The 24,755-nt window shown below is 43.2% G+C and carries 22 protein-coding genes and 1 riboswitch; of the genes, 11 read left to right on the plus strand and 11 right to left on the minus strand.

Annotated features, from left to right (window positions below; all coding sequences use genetic code 11):
• Positions 1–119 precede the first annotated feature (119 nt).
• Positions 120–905: a tRNA uridine 5-oxyacetic acid(34) methyltransferase CmoM gene (cmoM, locus tag AC3CH3_RS09910; protein ID WP_019821007.1), complete on the minus strand. Its 786-nt coding sequence runs from the start codon at positions 903–905 to the stop codon at positions 120–122.
• Between the two features lie 115 nt (positions 906–1,020).
• On the opposite strand from cmoM, the gene elyC reads away from it, so the two are divergent.
• Positions 1,021–1,872, plus strand: a complete 852-nt coding sequence (gene elyC / locus AC3CH3_RS09915) for an envelope biogenesis factor ElyC (protein ID WP_029405338.1) — start codon at positions 1,021–1,023, stop codon at positions 1,870–1,872.
• 165 nt (positions 1,873–2,037) lie between these two features.
• On the opposite strand, the gene torR is transcribed toward elyC, so the two are convergent.
• Positions 2,038–2,751 (minus strand): two-component system response regulator TorR, encoded by a 714-nt coding sequence (gene torR, locus AC3CH3_RS09920; protein ID WP_017067841.1) that lies wholly within the window; start codon positions 2,749–2,751, stop codon positions 2,038–2,040.
• A gap of 257 nt (positions 2,752–3,008) precedes the next feature.
• On the opposite strand from torR, the gene torD reads away from it, so the two are divergent.
• The 5 genes from torD (at position 3,009) to AC3CH3_RS09945 (ending at position 7,119) form a co-directional block, all read left to right on the plus strand.
• A complete protein-coding gene (torD, locus tag AC3CH3_RS09925) occupies positions 3,009–3,656 on the plus strand; it encodes a molecular chaperone TorD (RefSeq protein WP_019820999.1) in 648 nt (215 codons plus the stop codon).
• 315 nt (positions 3,657–3,971) lie between these two features.
• Positions 3,972–4,976, plus strand: coding sequence for an HTH-type transcriptional repressor PurR (purR, locus tag AC3CH3_RS09930; protein ID WP_017062096.1), 1,005 nt, complete (start codon positions 3,972–3,974; stop codon positions 4,974–4,976).
• Between the two features lie 170 nt (positions 4,977–5,146).
• Positions 5,147–5,232: riboswitch (cyclic di-GMP riboswitch) on the plus strand.
• A gap of 127 nt (positions 5,233–5,359) precedes the next feature.
• Positions 5,360–5,950, plus strand: coding sequence for a TfoX/Sxy family DNA transformation protein (locus AC3CH3_RS09935; RefSeq protein ID WP_019820997.1), 591 nt, complete (start codon positions 5,360–5,362; stop codon positions 5,948–5,950).
• A gap of 123 nt (positions 5,951–6,073) precedes the next feature.
• Positions 6,074–6,754 carry a TVP38/TMEM64 family protein gene (locus AC3CH3_RS09940; RefSeq protein WP_488537068.1) on the plus strand — a complete coding sequence of 227 codons (681 nt, stop codon included), beginning with the start codon at positions 6,074–6,076 and terminating at the stop codon, positions 6,752–6,754.
• A gap of 47 nt (positions 6,755–6,801) precedes the next feature.
• Positions 6,802–7,119, plus strand: a complete 318-nt coding sequence (locus AC3CH3_RS09945) for a putative signal transducing protein (protein WP_488537069.1) — start codon at positions 6,802–6,804, stop codon at positions 7,117–7,119.
• A gap of 130 nt (positions 7,120–7,249) precedes the next feature.
• Here the strand turns inward: AC3CH3_RS09945 and AC3CH3_RS09950 are convergent, their stop codons facing one another.
• From AC3CH3_RS09950 to topA, 4 genes are all read right to left on the minus strand, one after another.
• On the minus strand, positions 7,250–8,047 hold the full coding sequence (locus AC3CH3_RS09950; protein ID WP_017062100.1) for an alpha/beta fold hydrolase: 798 nt from the start codon (positions 8,045–8,047) through the stop codon (positions 7,250–7,252).
• A 285-nt stretch (positions 8,048–8,332) separates the two neighbouring features.
• Positions 8,333–9,787 carry a glycogen synthase GlgA gene (gene glgA, locus AC3CH3_RS09955; protein WP_488537070.1) on the minus strand — a complete coding sequence of 485 codons (1,455 nt, stop codon included), beginning with the start codon at positions 9,785–9,787 and terminating at the stop codon, positions 8,333–8,335.
• Complete coding sequence (gene glgC / locus AC3CH3_RS09960; protein ID WP_017062102.1) at positions 9,777–10,994, minus strand: glucose-1-phosphate adenylyltransferase; 1,218 nt, start codon at positions 10,992–10,994, stop codon at positions 9,777–9,779. Before glgC ends, glgA begins: the two co-directional genes overlap by 11 nt.
• Positions 10,995–11,530: 536 nt before the next feature.
• On the minus strand, positions 11,531–14,161 hold the full coding sequence (gene topA / locus AC3CH3_RS09965) for a type I DNA topoisomerase (RefSeq protein WP_488537071.1): 2,631 nt from the start codon (positions 14,159–14,161) through the stop codon (positions 11,531–11,533).
• A 439-nt stretch (positions 14,162–14,600) separates the two neighbouring features.
• On the opposite strand from topA, the gene AC3CH3_RS09970 reads away from it, so the two are divergent.
• Positions 14,601–14,846 (plus strand): YciN family protein, encoded by a 246-nt coding sequence (locus AC3CH3_RS09970; RefSeq protein WP_017062104.1) that lies wholly within the window; start codon positions 14,601–14,603, stop codon positions 14,844–14,846.
• Positions 14,847–14,891: 45 nt separating this feature from the next.
• Here the strand turns inward: AC3CH3_RS09970 and aroA are convergent, their stop codons facing one another.
• Both aroA and AC3CH3_RS09980 read right to left on the minus strand, forming a co-directional pair.
• Positions 14,892–16,172, minus strand: coding sequence for a 3-phosphoshikimate 1-carboxyvinyltransferase (gene aroA / locus AC3CH3_RS09975; RefSeq protein WP_048659670.1), 1,281 nt, complete (start codon positions 16,170–16,172; stop codon positions 14,892–14,894).
• A 162-nt stretch (positions 16,173–16,334) separates the two neighbouring features.
• Positions 16,335–16,790, minus strand: a complete 456-nt coding sequence (locus AC3CH3_RS09980; protein ID WP_488537072.1) for an outer membrane lipoprotein — start codon at positions 16,788–16,790, stop codon at positions 16,335–16,337.
• Between the two features lie 53 nt (positions 16,791–16,843).
• Here AC3CH3_RS09980 and aat point away from each other — a divergent pair, with 53 nt between their 5' ends.
• The 3 genes from aat to infA all read left to right on the plus strand — a co-directional run bounded on the left by aat (position 16,844) and on the right by infA (position 18,552).
• Complete coding sequence (gene aat / locus AC3CH3_RS09985) at positions 16,844–17,554, plus strand: leucyl/phenylalanyl-tRNA--protein transferase (protein ID WP_048659672.1); 711 nt, start codon at positions 16,844–16,846, stop codon at positions 17,552–17,554.
• Complete coding sequence (locus tag AC3CH3_RS09990) at positions 17,554–18,252, plus strand: arginyltransferase (protein ID WP_102432693.1); 699 nt, start codon at positions 17,554–17,556, stop codon at positions 18,250–18,252. Before aat ends, AC3CH3_RS09990 begins: the two co-directional genes overlap by 1 nt.
• Positions 18,253–18,333: 81 nt before the next feature.
• The gene (gene infA / locus AC3CH3_RS09995) at positions 18,334–18,552 is read left to right on the plus strand and encodes a translation initiation factor IF-1 (RefSeq protein WP_001040192.1); all 219 of its coding nucleotides are present in this window, start codon (positions 18,334–18,336) and stop codon (positions 18,550–18,552) included.
• A 166-nt stretch (positions 18,553–18,718) separates the two neighbouring features.
• Here the strand turns inward: infA and clpA are convergent, their stop codons facing one another.
• Together clpA and clpS are read right to left on the minus strand one after the other, a co-directional pair.
• Entirely contained in the window at positions 18,719–20,992 is a 2,274-nt protein-coding gene (gene clpA / locus AC3CH3_RS10000; RefSeq protein ID WP_048607331.1) for an ATP-dependent Clp protease ATP-binding subunit ClpA, read from the minus strand.
• Between the two features lie 39 nt (positions 20,993–21,031).
• Positions 21,032–21,352 (minus strand): ATP-dependent Clp protease adapter ClpS, encoded by a 321-nt coding sequence (clpS, locus tag AC3CH3_RS10005; RefSeq protein WP_004737430.1) that lies wholly within the window; start codon positions 21,350–21,352, stop codon positions 21,032–21,034.
• A gap of 585 nt (positions 21,353–21,937) precedes the next feature.
• Here clpS and cspD point away from each other — a divergent pair.
• Positions 21,938–22,159 carry a cold shock domain-containing protein CspD gene (gene cspD / locus AC3CH3_RS10010; RefSeq protein WP_004736548.1) on the plus strand — a complete coding sequence of 74 codons (222 nt, stop codon included), beginning with the start codon at positions 21,938–21,940 and terminating at the stop codon, positions 22,157–22,159.
• Positions 22,160–22,507: 348 nt separating this feature from the next.
• Here the strand turns inward: cspD and AC3CH3_RS10015 are convergent, their stop codons facing one another.
• Entirely contained in the window at positions 22,508–24,733 is a 2,226-nt protein-coding gene (locus AC3CH3_RS10015; RefSeq protein ID WP_488537073.1) for an NADP-dependent isocitrate dehydrogenase, read from the minus strand.
• Between the last annotated feature and the right edge of the window lie 22 nt (positions 24,734–24,755).

A 24,755-nucleotide genomic window follows, 5' to 3' on the forward strand; every position in this document is an offset into this window, starting at 1 on the left:
TCCTGTTACTGTTCTTCGTCATATCGAATGTATTAGATATGACGCCTATTTCTTTATGACGCGGGCTTCTTACGATTGCAGAGCGCATGTTGTGGCTTCTTTTACCACATTCAGCGCTGTTATTGCGCAGGTTTTTGAGCCCAAACGTGAATATAACGGCCTAGTGACAGATATGGCTCTTGGCGACATAGCTGTTTTTCTAGTTCCAATACATCTTCAAATTGGTAATCGCCCATGTACTCCATATTACCTATGTAGTCACTGAAGGAACGAATGCCTGATTTACCACAGATTTCTAGACCAGCGTCTTCTATCCATTGATAAACCTCTTCCGGCTTCAAGCCTTTTTGTGGTTGCAGCTTAAACCGTTTTCGATGTGGCATCCCATTCAATACATGAGGAATGTTGCCACAAATCACATTTTTCAGGACTAATCCGTGGTGGTTGTAAAACATTATCGAGGCAACGCCACCGGGGTTTACTTGCCCCAATAATAAATCAAGCGCCTCTTTAGGATTTGCTAGCCATTCCATTACGGCATGAAACATCACAAAATCGACTTTATCGTCGAGATGTTCTGCAACTTTTTGTACCGGAGAATGGATAAATCGATACTGCTCTAACAAACCCGCTTCGTTGATACTTTCTTCTGCAAGCTTAAGCATTTCAGAAGAGAGGTCGCACAGAGAAACCTTATGTCCAAGTGCGGCGATTTTCTGCGACATCTGTGCAAGACCACCTCCTGCATCAAGCACATGCAATGGCGAAGCTGATTGCTCAAATTTGCTCAAAGCTTGTTCTAAATCTTCCCATACGATGATCTGACGGATCTCTCCTTTGTCAGAGCCGTAAATATTTTTTGCAAATTTGTGGGCAATATCGTCGAAATTACGGTCTTCAGTCACGGCTACTTGAGTTATTATGTCCTATCGTGCCTGCTATTCTGTCACAGGAATTTCAGGAATAAAGAGGCGATGTCTCTTTTTACTACTAAGTGATGTTTTTTCGGACTATTCGGATATGTTTGAGCTGAAAAAAGTAGTGTCTTCGCTATTGATGCCACTGCCAGCAATGTTAATTCTCGCTTTTCTGGGTTTAGCCCTAGTGATGTTTACTACCAAAAGGAAGACGGGTTGTCTAATCACCCTTTCAGCCCTATGTGGTATTTTCCTAATCGCTTTCCAACCAGTTTCTAGTCAACTTTTAATGCCAATGGAAAGGCAACACACCGCATTTTTACCTGTCGATGAAACCGTCGATTACGTGATGGTTCTCGGAAGTGGTCACGTCGTAGACGACCAAATTCCACCGACATCAGAACTTAGCCGCACCGGCCTGATGCGTTTAAGTGAAGGGATTCGTATTCTACGTCTTTATCCTGGTGCAAAACTCATTTTGTCTGGCTATGGCGCAGGCACTGAAGTCAGTAACGCAAGAATGATGGCTAAAGTTGCATTAGCACTTGGCGTAGCAAAGCCAAACATCATTCTGCTTGAAACAGCAAAAGACACCTGGGAAGAAGCACGCCAAGCCGCTGCGTTCGTTAAGAATAAAAGAATGGTGTTGGTGACTTCAGCGAGCCATATGACTCGCGCACTGAACGAATTCAATGCTGCTGGAATGAAACCACTGCCGGCACCAACTAACTACCTTGCACAAGAAGGTATTGTTGAGCCTTGGAACAAGTACATGCCAAAAGCTCTTTACCTTGAGCAGACTGAGCGTTACTGGCACGAAACCATGGGATTGGTTTGGCAAAGCCTGCGTGATTGGCTAGATACAAGCAATGACATTGTTGAAGAGCCTGTTATTCCAGAAGCTTCCAGCTTAATTGAAGATGACGGTGACGTTTCTGCGGCTCAGCCTCAATAAGCCCATTGAATCTTTAAACTCATCTGAGCAGACAGAGTCGCCAAGTATTTGTAGATTCTCTGGTCGTTAACAGTAAAAGCTGAGTAATAAAAAAGCCGAGACATCAATGATGTCTCGGCTTTTTACGTTTAAATGTCGTTGTTAATTAATCACTCCCGAAGGAAATCAATCACCAGCGAACATGTAACCTTCACCGTGAACCGTCACAAAAATTTGTGGGTTCTTAGGATCGAACTCCATTTTTGCACGCATACGACGAATCAGCACGTCGATAGTACGGTCATTAGGCGCGTCCACTCGGTGACTGATCATATTCAGAATACGTTCGCGGCTTAATACTTGGTTAGGGTAAGAAGACAACGCCACTAGCAGTTCGTATTCTGCTTTGGTCAGTTTCACCGGTTCGCCGTTTTTGCTTAACGCACGACGAGGGATATCAAATGTCCACTCACCAAAACGAACCACAGACTCATCTGATGTTTCTTCTACAGCGCCCGCTGCTGTTTTACGAGCAGCAGAGATACGCCAAAGTAGGTTTTTAACTCGAACTAATAACTCGCGAAGTTCGAAGGGTTTAGTAACGTAATCGTCAGCGCCCATTTCAAGGCCAACGATCTTGTCGATGCTATCCGTGCGTCCAGTAACTAAAATAATTCCAATGTCTGATTGACTGCGTAATTCGCGAGTTAGCATCAATCCATCTTCGCCTGGTAAGTTGATGTCCAGCATAATGAGGTCAACGTTGTTTTCTTCTAACACGTTTCTCATTTGAGCGCCGCTTTCTGCTTCGCTCACTGTATAACCCTCGTTCTGGAAGTATCCAACCAGTTTACTGCGGGTTACCACATCATCTTCTACGACTAATACGTGATAGCTCATCTACACCACTTTTCTTATTTAATAGTTTCAGTGACTATTCTATTCATAACTAGTAACAATTCTAGTGGTACAGAAGATAAAAGCCAGAAACATGGATTTTTTTTGATACAAGACAATCTTAAACCTTGCTATTTATCGTCCATCGCAATTCAATATAGGTATTACTACTAACGAGTGACTTTGTGTTCGATAAGTATCACTGTTTAGTTAGCCTTCATACCCTAAGTATGACGAAAGATGATATTAGGATTATTTAAATGAAAGATACGAAAGCGTTCAACGAGCAAAGAGCAGAAATATACTGGTGGCTATCAAGCTTGTTCGCCAAAGAACTGACTCAAGAAGAACTCGATCACTACCACTCTGTTGAAATTCGTTCTTTCCTAACTGGTCTAGGCGAAAATGAAACACTAAAGCCAGCGATTGATAAGCTAGTGGATGCGCTTAACCGCCTACAAACACGTGAAGATGCTCAACTAGAATTGTCTGCAGACTTTTGCGATCTTTTCTTAAAAACAGATAAACACGGTGCTCTTCCTTACGCTTCTATGTATATCGGTGAAACTGGCCTTTTGAATGATAAGCCTGCAAAAGATATGGAAGAGATCATGGCTAAGCACAATTTAGTGGTGAACCAAGATCTAAAAGAGCCAGCAGACCACATTGCTATCGAACTCGATTTCCTTGGTAACTTGATCATTCGTTCAAACGAAACGGATATTGAAGAAGAGCTAGAGAATTCATTTGCCGTTCAACAGCAGTTTATCGAACAACAACTGCTGACTTGGGTACCAAAGTTCAACGTGAAATGTCATGACGTTGATGAATTCGGTTTCTACGCCTCCGTCTCATCTTTGCTACTCGCATTCTGTCAATTAGACACTCAATATTTAGCTGGTGAATAGCTTATTGGATGACTAGGTAAATAAATTCAGTAGAATGTGACAATTCACCCGGATTTCTGGGTGAATTTTATTGCGAGTAATTTCTAGTCAGTCTAAAATTGTGACCGCAAACGATAAAATATGAAACATTCACGAAATGCTATGCTTATTAAAGTTCAGAGCATTTCGGTGTTAAGACAAGCCGCTCAATAGCGGTTTTTTGTTTTTTAGCACTTTAGTACCCAAAGAGCCCTACAAATTTAAGCTCTTAGTTAGGTAGCTTAACGGCTACTTTATTCCGTACTTTGGGAAAGTAGCTTCTAATAGGATAAAACCATGGCCACTATAAAAGATGTCGCTCGCTTAGCCGGCGTATCAACAACAACCGTTTCTCACGTAATCAACAAAACTCGCTTTGTTGCAGAAGCAACTCAAGAAAAAGTAAACAAAGCCGTAGATGAACTGAACTATGCACCAAGTGCTGTCGCTCGTAGTTTGAAGTGTAATACAACACGCACCATCGGCATGCTAGTGACTCAATCAACTAACCTATTCTTCTCTGAAGTTATCGATGGTGTTGAGAGCTACTGCTACCGTCAAGGTTACACTTTGATCCTGTGTAATACGGGCGGTATCTATGAGAAGCAACGTGACTATATTCGAATGCTTGCAGAGAAACGTGTAGATGGCATCTTAGTTATGTGTTCTGACCTAACTGAAGAACTAAGAGAGATGTTAGACCGTCACGCTGACATCCCTAAAGTTATCATGGACTGGGGCCCAGAGAGCTCTCAGGCTGATAAGATCATCGATAACTCTGAAGAAGGTGGCTACCTAGCGACCAAATACCTTATTGAACGCGGTCACTCTAAGATTGCATGTTTAAGTGGCCACTTAGACAAAGCAGCATGTGTTGAACGTATTGCCGGTTACAAGCGCGCACTGAATGAAGCAAAGATTTCTGCTGATGAAAATATGATCATCGAAGGTAACTTCGAGTGTGATACGGCTGTTCTTGCTGCAGAACAAATCGTTGAGATGGAAGATCGTCCAACAGCGGTATTCTGCTTTAACGACACAATGGCACTCGGCTTAATGAGCCGCCTGCAAGAAAAAGGCATTCGCATTCCAGAAGATATCTCAGTGATCGGTTACGACAATATCGAACTGGCTGAATACTTCTCTCCGCCGCTAACGACCGTTCACCAACCAAAACGTCGTGTTGGTAAGAATGCATTCGAAATTCTATTAGAGCGCATCAAAGACAAAGACCACGAAAAACGCGTCTTCGAAATGCACCCTGAAATTGTTGAACGAAGCACAGTTAAAACGTTAAATTAATTGATAATTCGAGTTTAATTTCATCAAGCGCACCTTTAGGTGCGCTTTTTTTATCAGCAACTATAATGAACCCAGATGCACAACAGAAAGATCATTAATTGAAGCAATATCACATTTTGAAATATCAACTGTGAGCTTCATTCAACAAAAACTTTATTCTATTCAATCAGTCACGCACAGGGCAAACCACTCGAAAGAGTGAGACGCAAAGCTTCCGGCCTAAACCACTCGTTGGTATGGTAGCGGGGTTACCGATGGCAAAATGCAGTAACTACTAATAATTTGGTAATTTACGGCTTATTGACAATTTAATTGCAACATTTTGCTAATCTCTCGGACCTGCTTATTTGGTGGCGTAGTTCAAATACACCGAGATAAATAACATGGATAAACCGATACTAAAGGACTCGATGAAGTTATTTGAGTCCCTAGGAAAAATAAAATCACGCTCAATGTTTGGTGGCTTCGGTCTTTTTGCTGATGACACTATGTTTGCTCTGGTTGTAAATGACCAGTTGCACATACGCGCAGACAAAGGCACAACGAAACAATTCGAACAACAAGGGTTTCAACCGTACGTCTACAAAAAACGTGGTTTCCCTGTCGTTACTAAATATTTCGCTTTACCTGAAGGCCTCTGGCAAGACCAAGAGAAAATCTTGCAGCTTGCAACCACGTCTCTAGGTTTTGCTAAAGAAGAAAAAGCTGAGCAGTCTTCTGCTAAGCCGACCCGACTCAAAGATCTGCCTAATCTTCGACTCGCTACCGAGCGTATGTTGAAAAAGGCAGGGATCGATTCTGTAGAACGTTTATATGAATCTGGCTCTGTAAACGCATTTAACGCCATCAAAGAATCGCATGCGTCTTCTGTCAGTATTGAACTACTTTGGGCGCTAGAAGGTGCGATCAATGGTACACATTGGTCAGTTATACCGCAGCAGCGTCGTGAAGAGCTTATCAATCGCGTCAATTAACATTGTATCTACATAACTAAGCCGCATTTTTTGCGGCTTTTTTTATATCTGCTGAAAGTTAATCTAAGCTTTACCTGTCTATCTATACTATCGATATGCATTGAAAATTTAGAGGAAGTATCAATGAGTAAGAAAATGATATTGGGTATTATATTGGTAGTAACCATCGTCTTGTTAGGCGTCAATTTTGGTCAATACCTCACGCTTGAAAATGCTAAGGCCCAACAAGCCGTTTTAAATGACTATATTGACAGCAACTTTATTGCTGCTGCCGCTATCTATTTTGTTGCGTATGTAATGATCACTGCTTTCTCAATTCCTGGCGCCGCTGTTGTTACCCTGCTTGGAGCTGCTCTATTTGGCTTCTGGAATAGCTTGCTGCTGGTATCTTTCGCGAGTGCGATCGGTGCGACTTTAGCCTTCTTAAGTAGCCGTTACCTATTGCGTGACTGGATTCAAACCAAGTTTGGTGACAAATTGGCGACAATTAACAAGGGGGTTGAAAAAGACGGCGCGTTTTACCTATTTTCTCTGCGTCTGATCCCTGTATTCCCATTTTTCCTTATTAACCTATTGATGGGTCTAACACCGATGTCAGTGAGTCGTTACTACATTACGAGTCAAATCGGGATGTTACCGGGGACGGCGGTTTTCTTGAATGCTGGTACTCAGCTCGCAGAAATTGATTCACTTTCGGGCATCGTCTCCCCTTCAGTACTATTGTCATTTGCGTTATTGGGGATATTCCCAATAGTTGCTAAATGGTTGATGGGTAAGTTTCGCTCAGCGCCCGTAGCTGAATAATTTATAATAGCTAAATAACACAGATAGCCGAATAAGGTTCTATTTCAATGAAAATCTTCAGTGCATCGAATCCGACAGAAGCTCATATCATCTGTGGATTATTAGAAAGCGAGAATATTGCCTGTGAAGTTCGTGGTGAGGGATTGTTCGGATTGAAGGGGGAAATCCCATTTACGGAAGAAACTGACCCTTACGTGTGGTTATATGAGCCAGAATTGGCCAGTGAAGCTCGCATGCTCGTCAATGACTACCAAAAGCAGCAAGATTCGATCATCTATGAAGAGTGGCGTTGTGGTGAGTGTCATGAAGTCAACGAAGCGCAATTCGGCTCTTGTTGGCAGTGCGGTGCTGCTTCACCCGAATAGCAGAGTTTCAGTGACCTTATAAGACAATTAGGCCGATACCTCCTCCAAATAAAAACGGGAAGCTAAAATTAGCTTCCCGTTTTTATTTCAATTCGATTCCATCATCATCTTTGATTTCGCGTTTAGAAAATCACTGAATTTGTTTTTGAATAAACGCAATCGAACGCTGATTAAACTCTTCAGGGTTTTCCACGTTACATACGTGCCCACAATTCGGAATCTCCACTAGCTCGCTCGACTCATGCGCTGCAACCATTTCTTTTACAGGCTTAATAAACATGTAGTCACGTTCACCCATCAAATAAAGAGTCGGTATTGGTAGCTCTCTATCTTTAAAATATTTCATCAAGGGGTTTACATCAGCCGTGAGGATAAACCAGCGTTTAAATTCTTTCTGGCACAGTTTTTTTGCTTCGCGGATAAAAAGATGACGAGACTCTTTTTGGCTTTTTTGTGGCATCACAACATAAGCAAAAAGGCTGTATAACCACATGTAAGGAATGATGTGCTTGCTGAGGTTACCCAACTTGATTAAGACTTGAGAGCGAGTGTTTAGCTTAGTGACAGCACCACCCAGTACCATTGAACGTACACGGCCAGCCGCGAGCTCTGCAACGTTACGCACAATAATCGTGCCCAAAGACATGCCGACGAAATGTGCAGAACGGATCTTAAGATGGTCTAACACTTTAAGAATATCAAGCGTCACCGATTTAAACGTATAGCGATTCGAAATCAGCCCTTTAAGTATATTGTCTGATTTACCGTGCCCTCTCAGATCAATGAGAAGTAAGTTGAAATGCTGTTTATACGCTTTGATCTGCTTGAACCAGATGGAGGAACTGCCTCCTGCGCCATGCACAAATACAACCCACTCATCGCTCGTAGGGTGAGTAAATGTTTTATGAAATAGTAAACTCTCAGACATACCTATCGCTTTAATTATTGGAATGGAGCTATGCCTCATCACGAGGCGATGACTAAGGATATCACGCTATTAAGAACTTTAAGTGATAATAGTGTCAAACCTATCATTAGTCATGTGAATACCTACCTCACCTTTTCTACCTGACTAAAATGAGTTTGCAAGCTTTGTCTTCGTAAACGTGATGTGCTCTGACCAGGAAACAAAAAGGCACTCTACAATTAGAGCGCCTTCATTTATTGCGAGCGGTTGTCGCTCGCCAGCTAATTTTAAAACTAAGTCAACAAGTTAAAATGCTGAATGGTACATAGCTAGGTATTCTTTAGCCGCATCTTCCCAACTAAAATCTTGCTGCATCGCATAAAGCTGAACACGCTTAATTTCAGATGGGTTTTGTGCGTAAAGCAGTAATGAACGATGTAACACAGCCAATAACGCTTGCGGTGTTGGCTCTTCAAAAGCAAACCCAGTCGCGACTTCAGGATCCTCATCGTAATCATTCACACTGTCTTTTAAACCTCCCACAGAACGAACAATCGGCAAAGTACCGTAAGCCATGCTGTAGATTTGGTTTAAGCCACACGGTTCGAACTCCGAAGGCATTAAGAAGAAATCAGAGCCCGCTTCAACCAAGTGCGCAAGTTCATTATTGTACGCTTCCACGAACGAGAACTTATCTGAGTGAAGGGCTGATAGCTCTTTCAATTGACTCGCCAAAACCGGATCGCCAGTACCGACAATCACGATCTGAAGATCATTTTTCAAAAACTGTTCAATGATAGGCAGTAAGTAATGAACACCTTTTTGATTCGTCAAGCGACAAACCATGCCATAAACCGCGCAATCGGCAACGGGTAAACCTACATCTTGTTGCAGTTTTTGCTTACAAGCTGATTTTCCGCGAACCATGCTGTGTTTGGTCGCTTTGTATTTACGAGGTAGGAAAGCATCAGTTTCCGGATTCCAAGCCCCGTAATCACACCCATTCAAAATGCCGAACAGATCAGCCGATCTGTGTTGGAATTCTGCAGCCATACCGTGGCTACCTAATTCCGTTTTCAACTCTTCTGCATAGGTAGGACTTACTGCGTTCACTTTATCCGCACACATCACGCCGGCTCTTAGCATAGTGACATGAGTATCACTCACTGAAGCTTCAGGTACATGGTAACTGTGCATCTCTGGTAAGAATTGCAGTTCATCGTATGCGAACACACCTTTAAAAACCGCATTGTGAATCGAGATAACACTGCGCGTATTTTCAAAGAAATCGTGTTGTTGATAACGCGATTTAAGCAAGAAAGGAACGAAACCAGTATGCCAGTCATTTGCATGAATGATATCCGGTTGAAAACTAAGCTTAGGAAGCATATCAAGACAGGCTGCACTAAAGAACGAGAAGCGCTCTCCGTTATCAGCATAAGCTTGATTGTTTTCTGCGTACATTTCCGGGCGGTCGAAATACTTAGCACATTCAATACCAAAAACTGGAACGCCTTCTACACTCAGTTTTTTAACTTGATAAGCCGTATAAGGCCAATGATCGAGTTCAGTCGATAAAATAACTTCTGCTGAATCAATGTGTGGGATGTTTCTATATGCGGGGATAGTCACTCGAACGTCCTGTTCGAGTGTTTGCAACGCTTTCGGCAGTGCCTTGGCTACATCAGCCAAGCCACCACTTTTAATCAAGCCTTCAACTTCAGACGCTACAAAAAGTACCGAGAGAGTCTTAGTAACCAACTCGTGCTCCTTTAGAAATCACTACGACACCATCGTCAGATACGTGGTAATGCTTTTTGTCTTCTGTCAGATTTACACCAATCTGTGTACCCGGTGCGATATCTGCGTCTTTATCAATGATAACGCGGCGCAAGATACAACCCTCACCCACTTTTACATCACCGAGTAAGATACTTTCGCTGATATCACACGCTGATGCGATATTGCTGCGGAAGCCCAGTACACTCTTTTCAATACGCGAACCACGTACATAACTACCGCTACACACAAGGCTATCAATGATCTGAATTCGACCATTTGCCGAATCAGTAAACGTAGCTGGTGGTAGTGGCGGGTAATAAGTATGTAGAGGCCATTTACGGTTGTATAGCGAGAATGGCGCATCTTTCTTAAGAAGGTCCATGTGCGCTTGCCAGTACGCGTCAATCGTACCTACATCGCGCCAGTAAACTTCTTCTTTCTCACCAGTAATACGGTTGGTGCTGAAATCATAAACAAACACATCACCACGTGGGAACATGTTTGGAATAATGTCTTTGCCGAAATCGTGTGTCGAACCTTCTCTATCAGCATCTTCCGTTAGTTCAGCAAAAAGCTCTTTCGCTTCGAACACGTAGTTGCCCATTGAAACAAGCGCTGATTCTGGATCGCCCGGAATCGACTTCGGATTTGCAGGTTTCTCTTCAAAGCCAATCATACGGCCGTCAGCATCAACCTCAATAACACCGAATTCTGATGCTTCAGCAAGCGGCATGCGCAATGCTGATACTGTTAGAGCCGCTTTCTTCTCTTTATGGAAATCAAGCATCTGTTTGATGTCCATCTTATAGATATGGTCTGAACCAAAAATACATACTTGATCAGGTTCTTCCAACTCCATAAAGCCCATGTTTTGGTAGATAGCATCTGCTGTGCCTTCATACCAACGCTTTCCTTTACGCATTTGCGCAGGAATTGGGTCGATAAAACGGTCGGTTATACCACTGATATTCCAGCCTTTTTTCATATGGTGGAACAGTGACTGTGACTTAAATTGTGTTAATACATAGATCTTCATTAGATCAGCATTAACGAAGTTGTTCAAAGCGAAATCAATTAAGCGGTAACTACCACCGAAAGGAACCGAGGGTTTGCTGCGAGATTCAGTTAAAGGTCTTAAGCGAGAGCCTTCACCACCAGCAAGAATCATTCCCAATACACCAGCCATTTTATTCTCCATATATCTATAGCTTGTCGATGTTAGTACTCGTAGAGGTATCTTCCTCTGGGGGATGAGCACCAACACTTATTTCGGTATTTAGCGAATATCCATTCACATACAGTGACAATATCCTAAGCCAAACGTTGTTATGTGTGCACTATTCTTTGCACTTGGTTTTATATACGTTATCGACTTTTCGGCCGAATTCAATTTTTAATACGCCATTCTGTGGTACGTAAGCTGATTGCTTTCCTAAGACTTAAAGCAGCTCACATTACACCGTCCAGACGAAACATTACATTAACACCCGACACACATCAGGTATACAACTAAACGCTGATCTGTGAGTTACAATATTTTAATTAAGTTACATTCTAGTTAAAGTTGCATAAGAAGATCTAATTAATTGCCATTATTTATTTTACGATGTGAATTTAATAAATTCTCGCAGACGAAACACCAAGTCAACAAGTTGCATATTTAGTCATATTGAGATCAAAAAAAAGCAGCCATTAGGCTGCTTTTTCATCAATAACGTTCAGTTACTTCTCTTTAGGCTTTTTACGCTTATCCGTAACTTCCCACTTACCGTCGATGTACAACGCAGTCCAACCGGACGGTTTTCCATCTACTTCAGTACGCACGTAGTTTTCTTTGGTCTTACGACTAAAACGAACCACTGTCGGCTTACCATCAGGGTCAGCAACTGGCGCTGATGCTAGGTATTGGAACTTAGGTGAGATACGGTCTTTAAAACGAACCAGCTCTTCCACTAATGGTGCACGTGTTTCACGTGATTTAGGGAAGTTGCTCGCAGCCATAAATAGACCAGAAGCACCATCACGAAGAACAAAGTACGCGTCTGAATTTTCACACGGAAGTTCAGGGAAATGCACCGGGTCTTCTTTTGGTGGCGCAACTTCGCCATTTTTCAGAATCTTACGAGTGTTCTTACAATCTTCACTCGTACAGTCCATGTATTTACCAAAACGACCGTTCTTCAGAACCATGTCAGAACCACACTTGTCACACTCAACAAGTGGACCATCGTAGCCTTTCACTTTAAATTCGCCGTGCTCAACCACATAACCTTCACAGTTCGGGTTGTTACCACATACGTGCATCTTACGCTTATCATCGATTAGATAAGCATCCATTGCCGTTTCACAAATAGGACAACGCTTTTTAGCTCGAAGTGCCGCTGTTTCAACATCTTCTTCAAGCACGTTGATAATGCCTTCTTCATCACCAAGGTTAATTGTTGTCTTACAACGCTCTTTTGGTGGAAGTGCATAGCCAGAACAACCAAGGAATACGCCTGTCGAAGCAGTACGAATACCCATTTTACGGCTACAAGTCGGACACTCAATATCGGTTTCCACGATATGATTTGGCTTCATGCCACCAGCGTCTTCGTCTAAGTCTGCTTTTTCCAAATCGCCAGTAAAGTCTTCGAAGAAGTTATCTAGCACGCCTTTCCAGCTAGCTTCGCCTTCTGCGATTTGGTCCAACTTCTGCTCCATACGAGCAGTGAAGTCGTAGTTCATTAGGTCATTGAAGCTGCCATCTAGACGGTCAGTAACAATTTCACCCATCTTCTCAGCATAGAAACGACGCTGTTCAACTTTTACATAACCGCGATCTTGAATCGTTGAGATGATTGATGCGTATGTTGAAGGACGACCAATACCACGCTTCTCAAGCTCTTTAACTAGCGCCGCTTCAGTGAAACGAGCCGGTGGCTTAGTGAAGTGCTGTTTAGGGTCTAGCGCAATCAGATCAAGCTTATCGCCGATCTGTACTGCTGGAAGGATCGTATCTTCGTTCTTGCCCATTGGACGCTGAACACGAGTCCAACCATCAAATTTAAGAATACGACCTTTCGCTTTCAACGTGTACTCATCTGCTTTAACGCTTACTGTCGTTGAATCGTATTGAGCTGGTGTCATTTGACACGCAACGAATTGATTCCAAATTAGCGAGTAAAGCTTGTGTGCGTCTGCGTCTACACCATTTAGGTCTTCCGACTTAACATCTACACTTGAAGGACGAATCGCTTCGTGGGCCTCTTGAGCGCCCTCTTTGCTGCCGTATACAAGTGCTTTAGGTGGAAGGTATTGCTCGCCGTACTCAGAACCAATGTATTCACGAGCGGCTTCTACAGCTTCTGAACTCAAGTTGGTTGAGTCAGTACGCATATAAGTGATGTAACCCGCTTCATACAGGCGTTGAGCCAACATCATGGTTTTCTTTACGCCATAACCAAGACGCGTACTCGCCGCTTGCTGCAGCGTCGACGTGATGTAAGGTGCAGACGGCTTACTCTTTGTTGGGCGGTCTTCACGTTTACATACTTCATATTGCGCTTTTTCTAAAACGCTAACAGCAGCTTGTGTTTGCGCTTCATTTTCAGGTTTAAACGCAACACCGTCTTTCTGCGCTACTTGCAGTCTAAAGTCGGTTTTCTCTGCTGTTTTAGTATCAGCATGCACATCCCAGAACTCTTCAGGGATAAAGGCGTTGATCTCGCGCTCACGCTCTACCAGTAGTTTTACCGCTACTGATTGAACACGGCCAGCGGATAGGCCTCGTGCTACTTTTTTCCAAAGCAGAGGTGACACCATAAAGCCAACAACACGGTCCATAAAACGTCGTGCTTGTTGAGCGTTTACGCCATCGATGTTTAGCTCGCCTGGTGTTTCGAAAGCTTGTTGAATAGCATTCTTGGTGATTTCGTTAAAAACCACTCGCTTGTATCGCGTTTCATCGCCGCCGATGATCTCACGAAGGTGCCATGCGATAGCTTCTCCTTCGCGGTCCAAATCGGTTGCGAGATAAACATGGTCTGCGTTCTCAGCAAGTTTTTGCAATTCAGCAACGACTTTTTCTTTACCAGGTAGAATTTGGTAGTTCGCTTCCCACTCTTTATACGGGTTAATACCCATCTTTTTGATAAGAGCTTTGCGATCTTTTTCTTTTTTGATACGAGCTTTATCTTCTGGGCTCATACCCTTGGTTGAAACTGCAGCAGCCTTTTGACCAGTACTTTGACCCGCCGTTGGTAAATCACGAACGTGACCTACACTCGACTTTACGACAAAGTCTTTGCCAAGATATTTATTGATAGTTTTAGCCTTGGCTGGCGACTCCACTATAACGAGCGATTTACCCATATTGACTCTAACGTCCTTAATCACGATGCTTCAGCACCAACAATTTAGCTTGTGGGCTTTTACGCATGATATTCTAAATTCATTGCTTCTTTTTTTACTATTGTGCGAGATTACTAGAAGATCAACCGCTTTTTTCAAAATTGGATCTGATCGCTCGACAATTCGACGACTCACAGATAAAAGGGTCACAATATAAAGAAGCTATAAAGTACTCACTAAGAATACTTGCAAGAGCCTATTCATCAGGCATTACGTCTAAACGGGCTCATACTAAGCTTGTCCGCGAATCTAACGCGAGCCCCATTCAATTATTTTTGCCGTAAATCACAAAATAAATTGTGGATGTTTGAAAAGACTCTCTTAATCGGTTGTGAAATCATTGAATTTCTAGTTCGACACCATAAACTCAACGTTATATTCAGTTATCAGAGATAAACTCATGACAAAGAAAGTAATAGCAGAATTTGATTTACTGCTTATCGCAAACCAAATTATCCAATCACATGATGACTACATTGAAGGCATGCGCGCAAACAGCGTAGTAGAAAAAGACGATGTACTCGTCTTCAAAGGTGAATACTTCTTAGATAGCAATGGAATGCCGACCGAGAATACAACCGCGGTATTTAACATGTTTAAATACTTAGCGCACCACCTTTCGAAAGAATTTACAATTCAGCAATAATTAAAAAGCTTGCCATTTAGGCAAGCTTTTTTAGTTCCTGAACCTTTACTGGCTCAGCATTTTCAACTTATCGAAGTAATCAGGGAATGTCTTTGACGTACAACCTGGATCATTAATCGTCACAGGCGTATCGCTCAAAGCAACCAGCGAGAAACACATAGCCATACGGTGATCATCGTAAGTATCAATCGCCGCGTGAGTCAGTTCAGCCACAGGGTTAACAATGATGTAATCTTCACCCTCTTCAACCTCGGCTCCGACTTTACGTAGCTCTGTTGCCATTGCCGCCAAGCGATCTGTCTCTTTCACACGCCAGTTGTAGACATTACGGATTGCCGTTGTGCCTTTCGCAAACAATGCTGTTGTCGCAATAGTCATCGCAGCATCTGGAATATGGTTATAGTCCATATCAATGCCTTTCAGCTCGCCACAACGAGAAATAACATAGTCGTCACCCCATTCGATTTCCGCACCCATTTTCTCAAGCGCATCAGCGAATTGGATATCACCCTGGATACTGTTTTTACCAATACCAGTGACCTTAATCTCACCACCTTTGATAGCAGCAGCTGCAAGGAAATATGACGCAGATGATGCATCACCTTCTACTAAGAAGTCGCCCGGAGCTGTGTAAGATTGCCCTGTCGGAATCACGAACTCTTGGTAGTCATTATTGATCACGTCCACACCAAATTGTTTCATAATGTGTAGCGTGATATCGATGTAAGGTTTAGAAACTAATTCACCGTCAATTTTGATGGTCACTTCGCCTTCCGCCAGAGGTGCAGCCATCAAAAATGCAGTCAAAAACTGGCTAGAGATAGAACCGTCGATTGAAACCGTACCACTCTTCAGGCCTGTACCTGTGATCTTCAATGGTGGATAGTTTTCGTTCTCTAAGTATTCAACGTCGGCACCGGCTTCTCTCAGTGCCGTTACTAAGTGGCCAATTGGGCGCTCTTTCATGCGCGGCTCACCAGTCAGAACGTATTCACCGCGACCTAAACATAGTGCAGCCGCCAGCGGACGCATCGCCGTACCCGCGTTACCTAAGAAAAGCTCTAGAGCTTTATCACTTGAGAATGCACCACCAACACCTGTCACTTCACAAACGGTTTTGTCTGCAGACAACTGGTAATCAACACCTAGCTGCGTCAATGCATTCAACATATGACGAATATCATCACTGTCTAGTAAGTTTGTTAGGCGAGTGGTTCCCGTAGAAAGTGCAGCCAAAAGAAGTGCACGGTTGGAAACACTTTTTGAACCAGGTAGGTTAACTTCCCCGTTCACTTTTTGAATTGGTTGTAACGTAAGGCTTTCCATTAAATCTTATAGTCCTTGTACCACCCGAAGTCACTGGCGCGTATTTATTTTCGGGTGATGAATAATTCTTCGTACTTGCAGACTAACGAACTTTTCCAACGAACTCCAGAGCTAATCCCGCTCAAACCGATGATTAATTAGCCAATCAATTGCATTTACATACTAGTACGCGATGTCAACTCGAACACCATCTGAAAAATAGAGAATTCGTACATCATCGCCTCGGTTGAACAACATCGAGTTATCGACATCTTGGATGATGTTGACCAACTTGTCGTCTTTGGTTTTGACCAGTAACTCGACCAGTTTGTACTCAACTTTATACTGTGTGTTACCTCGGTTACGAGCAATACCCGCACCTGCTACTGCACCGACAGCTGTCGCCACTTCTTTACCGGTGCCGCCGCCAAACTGATTACCAATCAAGCCACCAATCGCCGCACCTAATAAGGTTTCCCAACCATTCGCTTTCGATTCAACGATTTCCTGTTGAGTGATGTATCTAACCGTATCGATCTCACCATAAACTACTTCGTTTACTGGTCGAGCTTCGTTTCTGCTGTAAGCTGCATTTGCCAACATAGGCAAAACAAGTAAAATCCAAAGCAACTTCTTCATGGTAAAACTCCTAAAGACCTCTTGGTCAGTGATTAATCTGTAATGCGGTACTTATGACTATATACCTAACCGAACTTGATACTACTAGTATAGAGTTTCCTTCGCCCTTCGACGCGCTTGATGAACCCAACGGTCTGCTCGCCTTCGGTGGTGATTTATCACCAATGCGAATTTTAAACGCTTATAGCCAAGGGATATTTCCATGGTATGGCCCAGGTGAGCCTATACTTTGGTGGAGCCCTGCACCGCGAGCGGTATTTAATCCTAAGACATTCGAACCGTCAAAAAGTCTTAAAAAGTTTCAAAGAAAACACAATTATCGTGTCAGCATCAACCAAGCGACGGACAGAGTAATTGGTTATTGCTCTTCACTAAGACCCGAAGAAGAAACTTGGTTAAACAGCGACATGCAGTTAGCCTATCGCAAGCTCGCTTCATTAGGTTTCTGCCACTCGGTTGAGGTTTGGCAAGACGATAAACTAATCGGCGGGCTTTACGGCTTACAAAGAGGCCAAGTCTTTTGCGGTGAATCGATGTTTAGCCTGAAGACCAATGCCTCTAAAATTGCGCTGTGGTATTTTTGTGAACACTTTACACAATTCGGCGGACAACTGATTGATTGTCAGGTCATGAACCCTCACTTGGAATCCTTAGGCGCTATCGAGGTTGATAGGGATGAATTCCTAGGTTCTCTGCAATTGCTCAAAGAGTTCTCCGTTGACGATGCATGCTTTCAAACCCAATGGCTAAAGGAAATGCCTTAATGAATCCAGATTTACAACAAATCAGAATTGGATTAACAGACAACCACGCTTGCAGCTACTTACCTCACCTAGAAGAAAGAGTGGCGGTTACGCTTGACGAACACATGCACACCTCAGATAACTATGAAGTTCTGCTTGCGAATGGATTTCGCCGCAGTGGAGCAACCATTTATAAGCCACATTGCGATAATTGCTCAGCATGCCAAGCTATTCGGCTTTCAATCCCAGAGGTCAAGCTTTCCAAAAGCCAGCGACGAATCCTTAACAAGGGAAAATCACTGCGTTGGGAGCTGAAGGATGAAATGGATGACAACTGGTTTGACTTATACAGCCGCTATATCACCGCTCGTCACCGTTCGGGAACCATGTACCCACCTAAGAAAGAAGAATTTCTACAATTCTCACAAAATGAGTGGCTTACAACAAAGTTTATGCATATCTACGACGAGAACAAGTTGGTCGGTATCGCCGTAACCGACATCATGTCTCACTGTACGAGCGCGTTTTATACTTTCTTCGATCCTGATATCGACATTTCGATGGGAACACTTGGCGTTCTATTTCAGATCCAACATGCCCAGAAAGAACAAAAACAATGGTTATATTTGGGTTATCAAATCGATGAATGCCCTGCGATGAACTATAAAGTACGATTTCAACGTCATCAAAGGCTAGTAAATCAGCGGTGGCAAGGGTAGAATACGCGACAACTTTACATATTTTGATTTTAACGGCACAATCAAGCCGTTGAAAACCGCCAAATTTCGAAAGAGGATTAGATGGCTAAAGAAGACGTAATCGAGATGCAAGGCACTGTCCTTGATACTCTACCAAACACAATGTTCCGTGTTGAGCTTGAAAACGGTCACGTAGTGACAGCACACATCTCTGGTAAAATGCGTAAGAACTACATCCGTATTCTTACTGGTGATAAAGTAACTGTTGAGATGACTCCATACGACCTTTCTAAAGGCCGCATCGTCTTCCGTGCTCGTTAATTTTTAATTAGCGAATACAATAAGAAGCGGAGCTTAAGGCTCCGTTTTTTATTGCCTGAACTTTTTACTGCACAAGCACATCAATCTCGCTGCTCGCAAGCATAAAAAAACGCACAACCAAAGTCATGCGTTTTAAATTTAAGCCCTTGAATTATCAATCACTTCGTTAGTGCATAACCTCTTCTTTAGCACCAACATAGATGAAATCCAATTCGTCTTTTTTCAGGGATACTTTAACAGTACCGCCATCAACCAAGCTACCAAACAGTAACTCGTTAGCAAGTGGCTTCTTAAGCTTCTCTTGAATCACACGCCCCATTGGACGAGCACCCATGGTCTTGTCATAGCCTTTATCAGCTAACCAGTGACGAGCATCCTCAGAAACCTCTAAAGACACGCCACGAGCGTCCAGTTGAACCTGAAGCTCGACAATGAACTTATCGACTACTTGGCTAATCACACTTGGATCAAGGCTGTTGAACCAAATGATATTATCAAGACGGTTACGGAACTCAGGAGTAAATACCTTCTTGATTTCGCCCATCGCATCTGGCGCATGATCTTGTTGGATCAGGCCGATCGATTTCTTCTCGGTTTCAGCCACACCTGCGTTGGTCGTCATCACTAGAATCACATTGCGGAAGTCCGCTTTGCGACCATTGTTGTCAGTTAGCGTGCCGTTATCCATTACCTGTAGTAGCAAGTTAAAGATATCTGGGTGAGCTTTCTCGATTTCATCCAGTAACACAACCGAGTGCGGGTTTTTGATTACGGCATCAGTAAGCAGACCACCTTGATCGTAACCAACATAACCAGGAGGAGCACCGATCAAGCGGCTCACAGAGTGACGCTCACCGTACTCAGACATATCAAAGCGCAGAAGCTCAATACCCATCAGTTTAGACAGTTGAACGGTAACCTCGGTTTTACCTACACCAGTAGGTCCTGCGAATAGGAATGAACCAACCGGTTTATTGTCAGCACCCAATCCAGCACGGGTCAGCTTGATCGCTTCGCTCAATACGTCGATAGCTGGGTCTTGTCCGAACACCAACATTTTCATACGGTCATCCAGTTTCTGCAGCGTATCTTTGTCTGAAGATGATACTGATTTTTCAGGAATTCGCGCCATTTTCGCAACCATTGACTCAATATCAGCCACGCTTACCGTTTTCTTACGACGGCTTGCAGGTGCCAAACGACTGCGAGCGCCCGCTTCATCGATTACATCAATCGCCTTATCAGGAAGGTGACGTTCATTGATGTATTTAGCTGACAGTTCCACAGCGGCACGCAACGCTTTATTGGTGTAGCGCACTTCGTGGTGAGCTTCGTATTTTGGCTTCAAGCCAATCAGAATCTTAGTCGTATCATCTAGCGATGGTTCAATAATATCGATTTTCTGGAAGCGACGAGCTAAAGCACGCTCCTTCTCAAAAATACTGCTGTACTCTTGGTACGTTGTTGAACCGATACAGCGCAATTTGCCGCTGCTTAGTAGCGGTTTAATTAAGTTTGCCGCATCAACCTGACCACCAGAGGCAGCGCCAGCACCAATAATGGTGTGGATCTCATCGATGAACAGAATCGCGTCTTCTTCTTTCTCGAGTTGCTTAAGAATCGCTTTAAAACGTTTCTCAAAGTCACCACGATATTTCGTCCCTGCTAACAGTGAACCGATATCTAGAGAATAAATTACGCTGCTCTGAATGATTTCAGGCACTTGTCCCTCAACAATGCGCCATGCAAGACCTTCCGCGATGGCAGTTTTACCTACACCCGCTTCACCCACTAACAGAGGGTTGTTCTTACGACGACGACACAGAACTTGGATAGTACGCTCTAGCTCTTTGTCACGACCGATTAATGGGTCAATATTACCTTGCTTCGCTACTTCGTTAAGGTTGGTCGCGAAATTTTCTAAACGGTCTTCAGAATTAGCTTCTTCAGCATTTTCTGCACCACCAAATGAATCAGATGATGAAGGGCTGTCGCCTTCGTTGCTCGCTTTGGTAATACCGTGTGAGATGAAGTTAACAATATCTAAGCGACTAATGTCGTTTTTCTTAAGAAGATATGCCGCGTGAGATTCTTGCTCACTAAAAATAGCCACAAGTACATTAGCACCTGTTACTTCGCTGCGACCTGAAGATTGAACATGAAAAACAGCGCGTTGAAGTACTCGTTGAAAGCTCAACGTAGGCTGAGTTTCGCGAGTTTCGTCGCTTTCAGGGATAAGTGGGGTCGTTTGATCGATAAAAATATCGAGCTCATTGCGAAGAGCATCGAGATCAGCCTGACAAGCTTGGAGCGCTTCCTTGGCCGCATCATTTTCTAATAATGCTAGTAGGAGGTGTTCGACAGTCATGAATTCATGTCGCTTGTCTCGCGCACGAGCAAATGCGCCATTTAAACTCGTCTCTAATTCTTTATTTAGCATAAGTACCTCCTAAGGGAACAACTGTGTTGTTCGAGCAATTTATACTTGCTCCATTGTACATAGTAGCGGATGCTCATTTTCCTTTGAGTACATCGTGACCTGCGCTACCTTTGTTTCCGCTATTTCAGCACTGTATGTGCCGCATATAGCTTTACCTTCATAATGAACCTTGAGCATCACTTCCGTTGCTTTTTCGATATCTAGTGAGAAGAATCGCTCTAGGATCTCGATTACAAAGTCCATGGGCGTGTAATCATCGTTATTTAACACAACGTTATACATCGCCGGTGGCTTTACTTTTGTTGCTTCTTTCTCCAGTAAATCTGAGCCTGGAGATGCCCATTCAAAGTTTCTGCTCATATCGCTTTGCTAAGGGTTATTTTTCGGAAGTCGTGAGTGTTTACCTAACTCAAATTTACCACATTCACGCTTTACGGTGTACTAAGAAACTGCACCGAGAAACAGTACCAAAAAATATTCCTCTATACTGAGCCTAATCCACCATTTCCATCGCTGCAAATAAAAGATCTCGATTAACAGGATTAACATATGTGATTGATTAAAAAGACGCCATAACTATTGATACTAACGATAAGATCACTGCTAAGTTACTATTTAGTTAATAGTTTGCAGTTAATCTCGAATGTGATTTGTTATTAAAATTGATCACTTTTATACCAATTTACTATTGACTGTGCTCAATCATTAGCTACATTGGAGCTAAAAGGTTTTTTAATACATTTTTGCAACATGATTTAAGGTCAGTAACACGCTTCAAAAATTAACAATAAGGAATAGTTACGCAGGGTAGCGTTAATTTCCGTAAGCAATGTACGAGATTCAAGCTATTAGCTGAAATTCTTTAGCTGGTAGGAATGATATCAATCGCACTTACAACAATTGATATAACAACGTTAGTAACAAAATGCATGAGGGATGTATAGCATGGCTACAGGTACAGTAAAATGGTTTAACAATGCCAAAGGGTTTGGCTTTATTTGTCCAGAAGGTGAAGACGGCGATATTTTCGCGCACTACTCCACAATACAAATGGAAGGTTATCGAACCTTGAAGGCGGGTCAGCAGGTCGACTATGAAGTAGAAAGTGGACCTAAAGGCTCGCATGCTAGCTCCGTTGTTCCTGTAGAAGGCAGCGCCGCAAAATAAGCGAATGCCAACTCATGTTAACCTCCATCAGTCGTCATTAACGGCTGACAGGTAAACAGAATATTGAAACCGCTCATTTAATACCTGTAACACAGGATTACGTGAGCGGTTTTTTCGTTTTGGGGCTATTTTTTCGTTTTAGGGCTATAAGGTTGCTCACTAGACCATTAGTTCGCGGATGTATTCTTATTAAGCTAGGTCTTGGGGGTATTATAAAAGAACAAAAAAAGACGCTTTAACGTTATCGTTAAAGCGTCTTTCGTTTTGACTTTATCTATAACTTAGCTTTCTGACTAAGCAATTCGTTAGCAAATCACGTTCGTGACTGACTAACGATGAGTCCAATCACTATGCATCAATAAACGCGTTTAGCGTTGAGCTTGGGCGCATTAGTGTTGAAACCAATGCATCGTCAAGTAGGTAGTAACCACCTAAGTCGCCAGCCACACCTTGAGCGTTGTTCAGTTCTGCAACAATCGCTTCTTCACTTTCAGCCAGTTGACTTGCCACACCTGCAAACTCAGCAGCAAGATCAGCGTCAGCCGTTTGCTCAGCAAGCGCCTTAGCCCAGTATGCCGCTAGGTAGTAGTGGCTACCACGGTTATCAAGCTCACCTACTCGACGTGAAGGAGACTTGTTGTTATCAAGGAACTCACCCGTCGCTTTATCAAGCGCATCAGCTAGAACTTGTGCTTTAGCGTTACCTGTTACTACGCTCAGGTGCTCTAGAGATGCAGCTAATGCTAAGAATTCGCCTAGGGAATCCCAACGCAGATGGTTTTCTTTCTCTACTTGTTGAACGTGCTTAGGAGCAGAACCGCCAGCACCTGTTTCAAACAGACCACCACCGTTCATTAGTGGAACAATCGATAGCATCTTAGCTGATGTACCAAGCTCTAGAATCGGGAACAAGTCTGTTAGGTAATCACGTAATACGTTACCTGTAACCGAAATAGTATCTAGGCCTTCTTTGATACGAACCAGTGAGTATTGAGTCGCTTCAAGTGGAGCGAGGATCTTAATTTCAAGACCATCGGTATCGTATTCAGGAAGGTACGCTTCAACTTTCTTAATAAGCTGAGCATCATGTGCGCGTGACGCATCTAGCCAAAATACCGCTGGAACACCCGATGCACGAGCACGAGTTACCGCAAGCTTAACCCAGTCTTGGATTGGTGCATCTTTAACCTGACACATACGGAAGATATCGCCTTCCTCTACTTCTTGCTCTAGAAGCACAGCGCCTGAAGCGTCAACAACTTGAACCTGACCAGCAGCTTCAAGGATGAAAGTCTTATCGTGAGAACCGTACTCTTCGGCTTTTTGAGCCATCAAACCAACGTTTGGTACGCTACCCATCGTTGTTGGATCGAACGCGCCGTTCTCTTTACAGAAATCAATAACCGCTTGGTAAATACTCGCGTAGCTACGATCTGGGATCATTGCTTTAGTATCTTTTTGCTTACCTTCTGGATCCCACATTTGACCAGAAGAACGCAACATTGCAGGCATAGATGCATCCACAATGATATCGCTTGGTACGTGTAGGTTAGTAATACCACGGTCCGAATCAACCATCGCTAGTGGCGGTTGAGTCTCGTATACCGCTTGTAGGTCAGCTTCGATTGCTTTTTTCTGCTCTTGAGGAAGCGCTGCAATCTTCGCGTAGACATCACCGATGCCGTTATTTACATCAACGCCTAGCTCTTCAAATAGTTGACCATGTTTAGCGAATACGTCTTTGTAGTAAACCTTAACCGCGTGACCAAAAATCACTGGGTCAGATACTTTCATCATCGTCGCTTTCATGTGAAGAGAAAGCAGTACACCTTGCTCTTTAGCCGATGCGATTTCTTTTTCGAAGAATGCAACCAAAGCGGCCTTATTCATCACTGACGCATCAATGATCTCTTTATCTTGCAGTGCAAAAGCTGGCTTCAGTGTTTTCTTTGCGCCATCTTTGCCAACGAATTCAATGCTAACTTCTGTAGCACCTTCAATGGTTACTGACTTTTCGCTACCGAAGAAGTCTTTGTCGTCCATACTTGAAACGTGCGACTTAGAATCTGCAGACCAAGCACCCATTGAGTGTGGGTTCTTCTTCGCGTAGTTTTTAACAGAAAGTGGAGCGCGGCGATCCGAGTTACCTTCACGTAATACAGGGTTTACTGCACTACCCTTGATTTTGTCGTAAGTCGCTTTAACAACTTTCTCTTCGTCAGTGTTTGCTTCTTCTGGGTAATTAGGAAGTGCGTAACCTTTTGATTGTAGCTCTTTGATCGTTGCTTGAAGCTGAGGTACAGATGCAGAGATGTTTGGAAGCTTGATAATGTTTGCTTCTGGTGTCTTAGCCAATTCACCTAGTTCTGCTAATGCATCACCAATACGTTGCTCTTCGTTCAAGTAGTCAGGGAAGTTGGCAATAATGCGCCCTGCAAGTGAAATGTCGCGAGTATCAACGTTAATACCAGAAGAAGCTGTAAAAGATTGAATGATTGGCAGCAGAGAGTAAGTTGCTAGCGCCGGAGCTTCGTCTGTAATGGTATAGATGATCGTTGGTTTTTCAGTAGGCATGAAATTTCCCTATAGTTCTTAC

It is taken from the genome of Vibrio sp. QJM3NY_35 (genome assembly GCF_057785915.1).

Bases quoted from the DNA above. Each gene is read 5' to 3' on its own strand.
- aroA (WP_048659670.1), bottom strand. From the start codon at position 16,172: ATGGAAAGCCTTACGTTACAACCAATTCAAAAAGTGAACGGGGAAGTT.
- AC3CH3_RS10015 (WP_488537073.1), bottom strand. From the start codon at position 24,733: ATGCCTACTGAAAAACCAACGATCATCTATACCATTACAGACGAAGCT.
- aat (WP_048659672.1), top strand. From the start codon at position 16,844: ATGACTATATACCTAACCGAACTTGATACTACTAGTATAGAGTTTCCT.
- purR (WP_017062096.1), top strand. From the start codon at position 3,972: ATGGCCACTATAAAAGATGTCGCTCGCTTAGCCGGCGTATCAACAACA.
- clpS (WP_004737430.1), bottom strand. From the start codon at position 21,352: ATGAGCAGAAACTTTGAATGGGCATCTCCAGGCTCAGATTTACTGGAG.
- AC3CH3_RS09945 (WP_488537069.1), top strand. From the start codon at position 6,802: ATGAAAATCTTCAGTGCATCGAATCCGACAGAAGCTCATATCATCTGT.
- glgC (WP_017062102.1), bottom strand. From the start codon at position 10,994: ATGGCTGGTGTATTGGGAATGATTCTTGCTGGTGGTGAAGGCTCTCGC.
- AC3CH3_RS09990 (WP_102432693.1), top strand. From the start codon at position 17,554: ATGAATCCAGATTTACAACAAATCAGAATTGGATTAACAGACAACCAC.
- cspD (WP_004736548.1), top strand. From the start codon at position 21,938: ATGGCTACAGGTACAGTAAAATGGTTTAACAATGCCAAAGGGTTTGGC.
- elyC (WP_029405338.1), top strand. From the start codon at position 1,021: ATGTTTGAGCTGAAAAAAGTAGTGTCTTCGCTATTGATGCCACTGCCA.
- AC3CH3_RS09950 (WP_017062100.1), bottom strand. From the start codon at position 8,047: ATGTCTGAGAGTTTACTATTTCATAAAACATTTACTCACCCTACGAGC.
- torR (WP_017067841.1), bottom strand. From the start codon at position 2,751: ATGAGCTATCACGTATTAGTCGTAGAAGATGATGTGGTAACCCGCAGT.
- AC3CH3_RS09935 (WP_019820997.1), top strand. From the start codon at position 5,360: ATGGATAAACCGATACTAAAGGACTCGATGAAGTTATTTGAGTCCCTA.
- topA (WP_488537071.1), bottom strand. From the start codon at position 14,161: ATGGGTAAATCGCTCGTTATAGTGGAGTCGCCAGCCAAGGCTAAAACT.
- AC3CH3_RS09970 (WP_017062104.1), top strand. From the start codon at position 14,601: ATGACAAAGAAAGTAATAGCAGAATTTGATTTACTGCTTATCGCAAAC.
- clpA (WP_048607331.1), bottom strand. From the start codon at position 20,992: ATGCTAAATAAAGAATTAGAGACGAGTTTAAATGGCGCATTTGCTCGT.
- AC3CH3_RS09940 (WP_488537068.1), top strand. From the start codon at position 6,074: ATGAGTAAGAAAATGATATTGGGTATTATATTGGTAGTAACCATCGTC.
- AC3CH3_RS09980 (WP_488537072.1), bottom strand. From the start codon at position 16,790: ATGAAGAAGTTGCTTTGGATTTTACTTGTTTTGCCTATGTTGGCAAAT.
- infA (WP_001040192.1), top strand. From the start codon at position 18,334: ATGGCTAAAGAAGACGTAATCGAGATGCAAGGCACTGTCCTTGATACT.
- torD (WP_019820999.1), top strand. From the start codon at position 3,009: ATGAAAGATACGAAAGCGTTCAACGAGCAAAGAGCAGAAATATACTGG.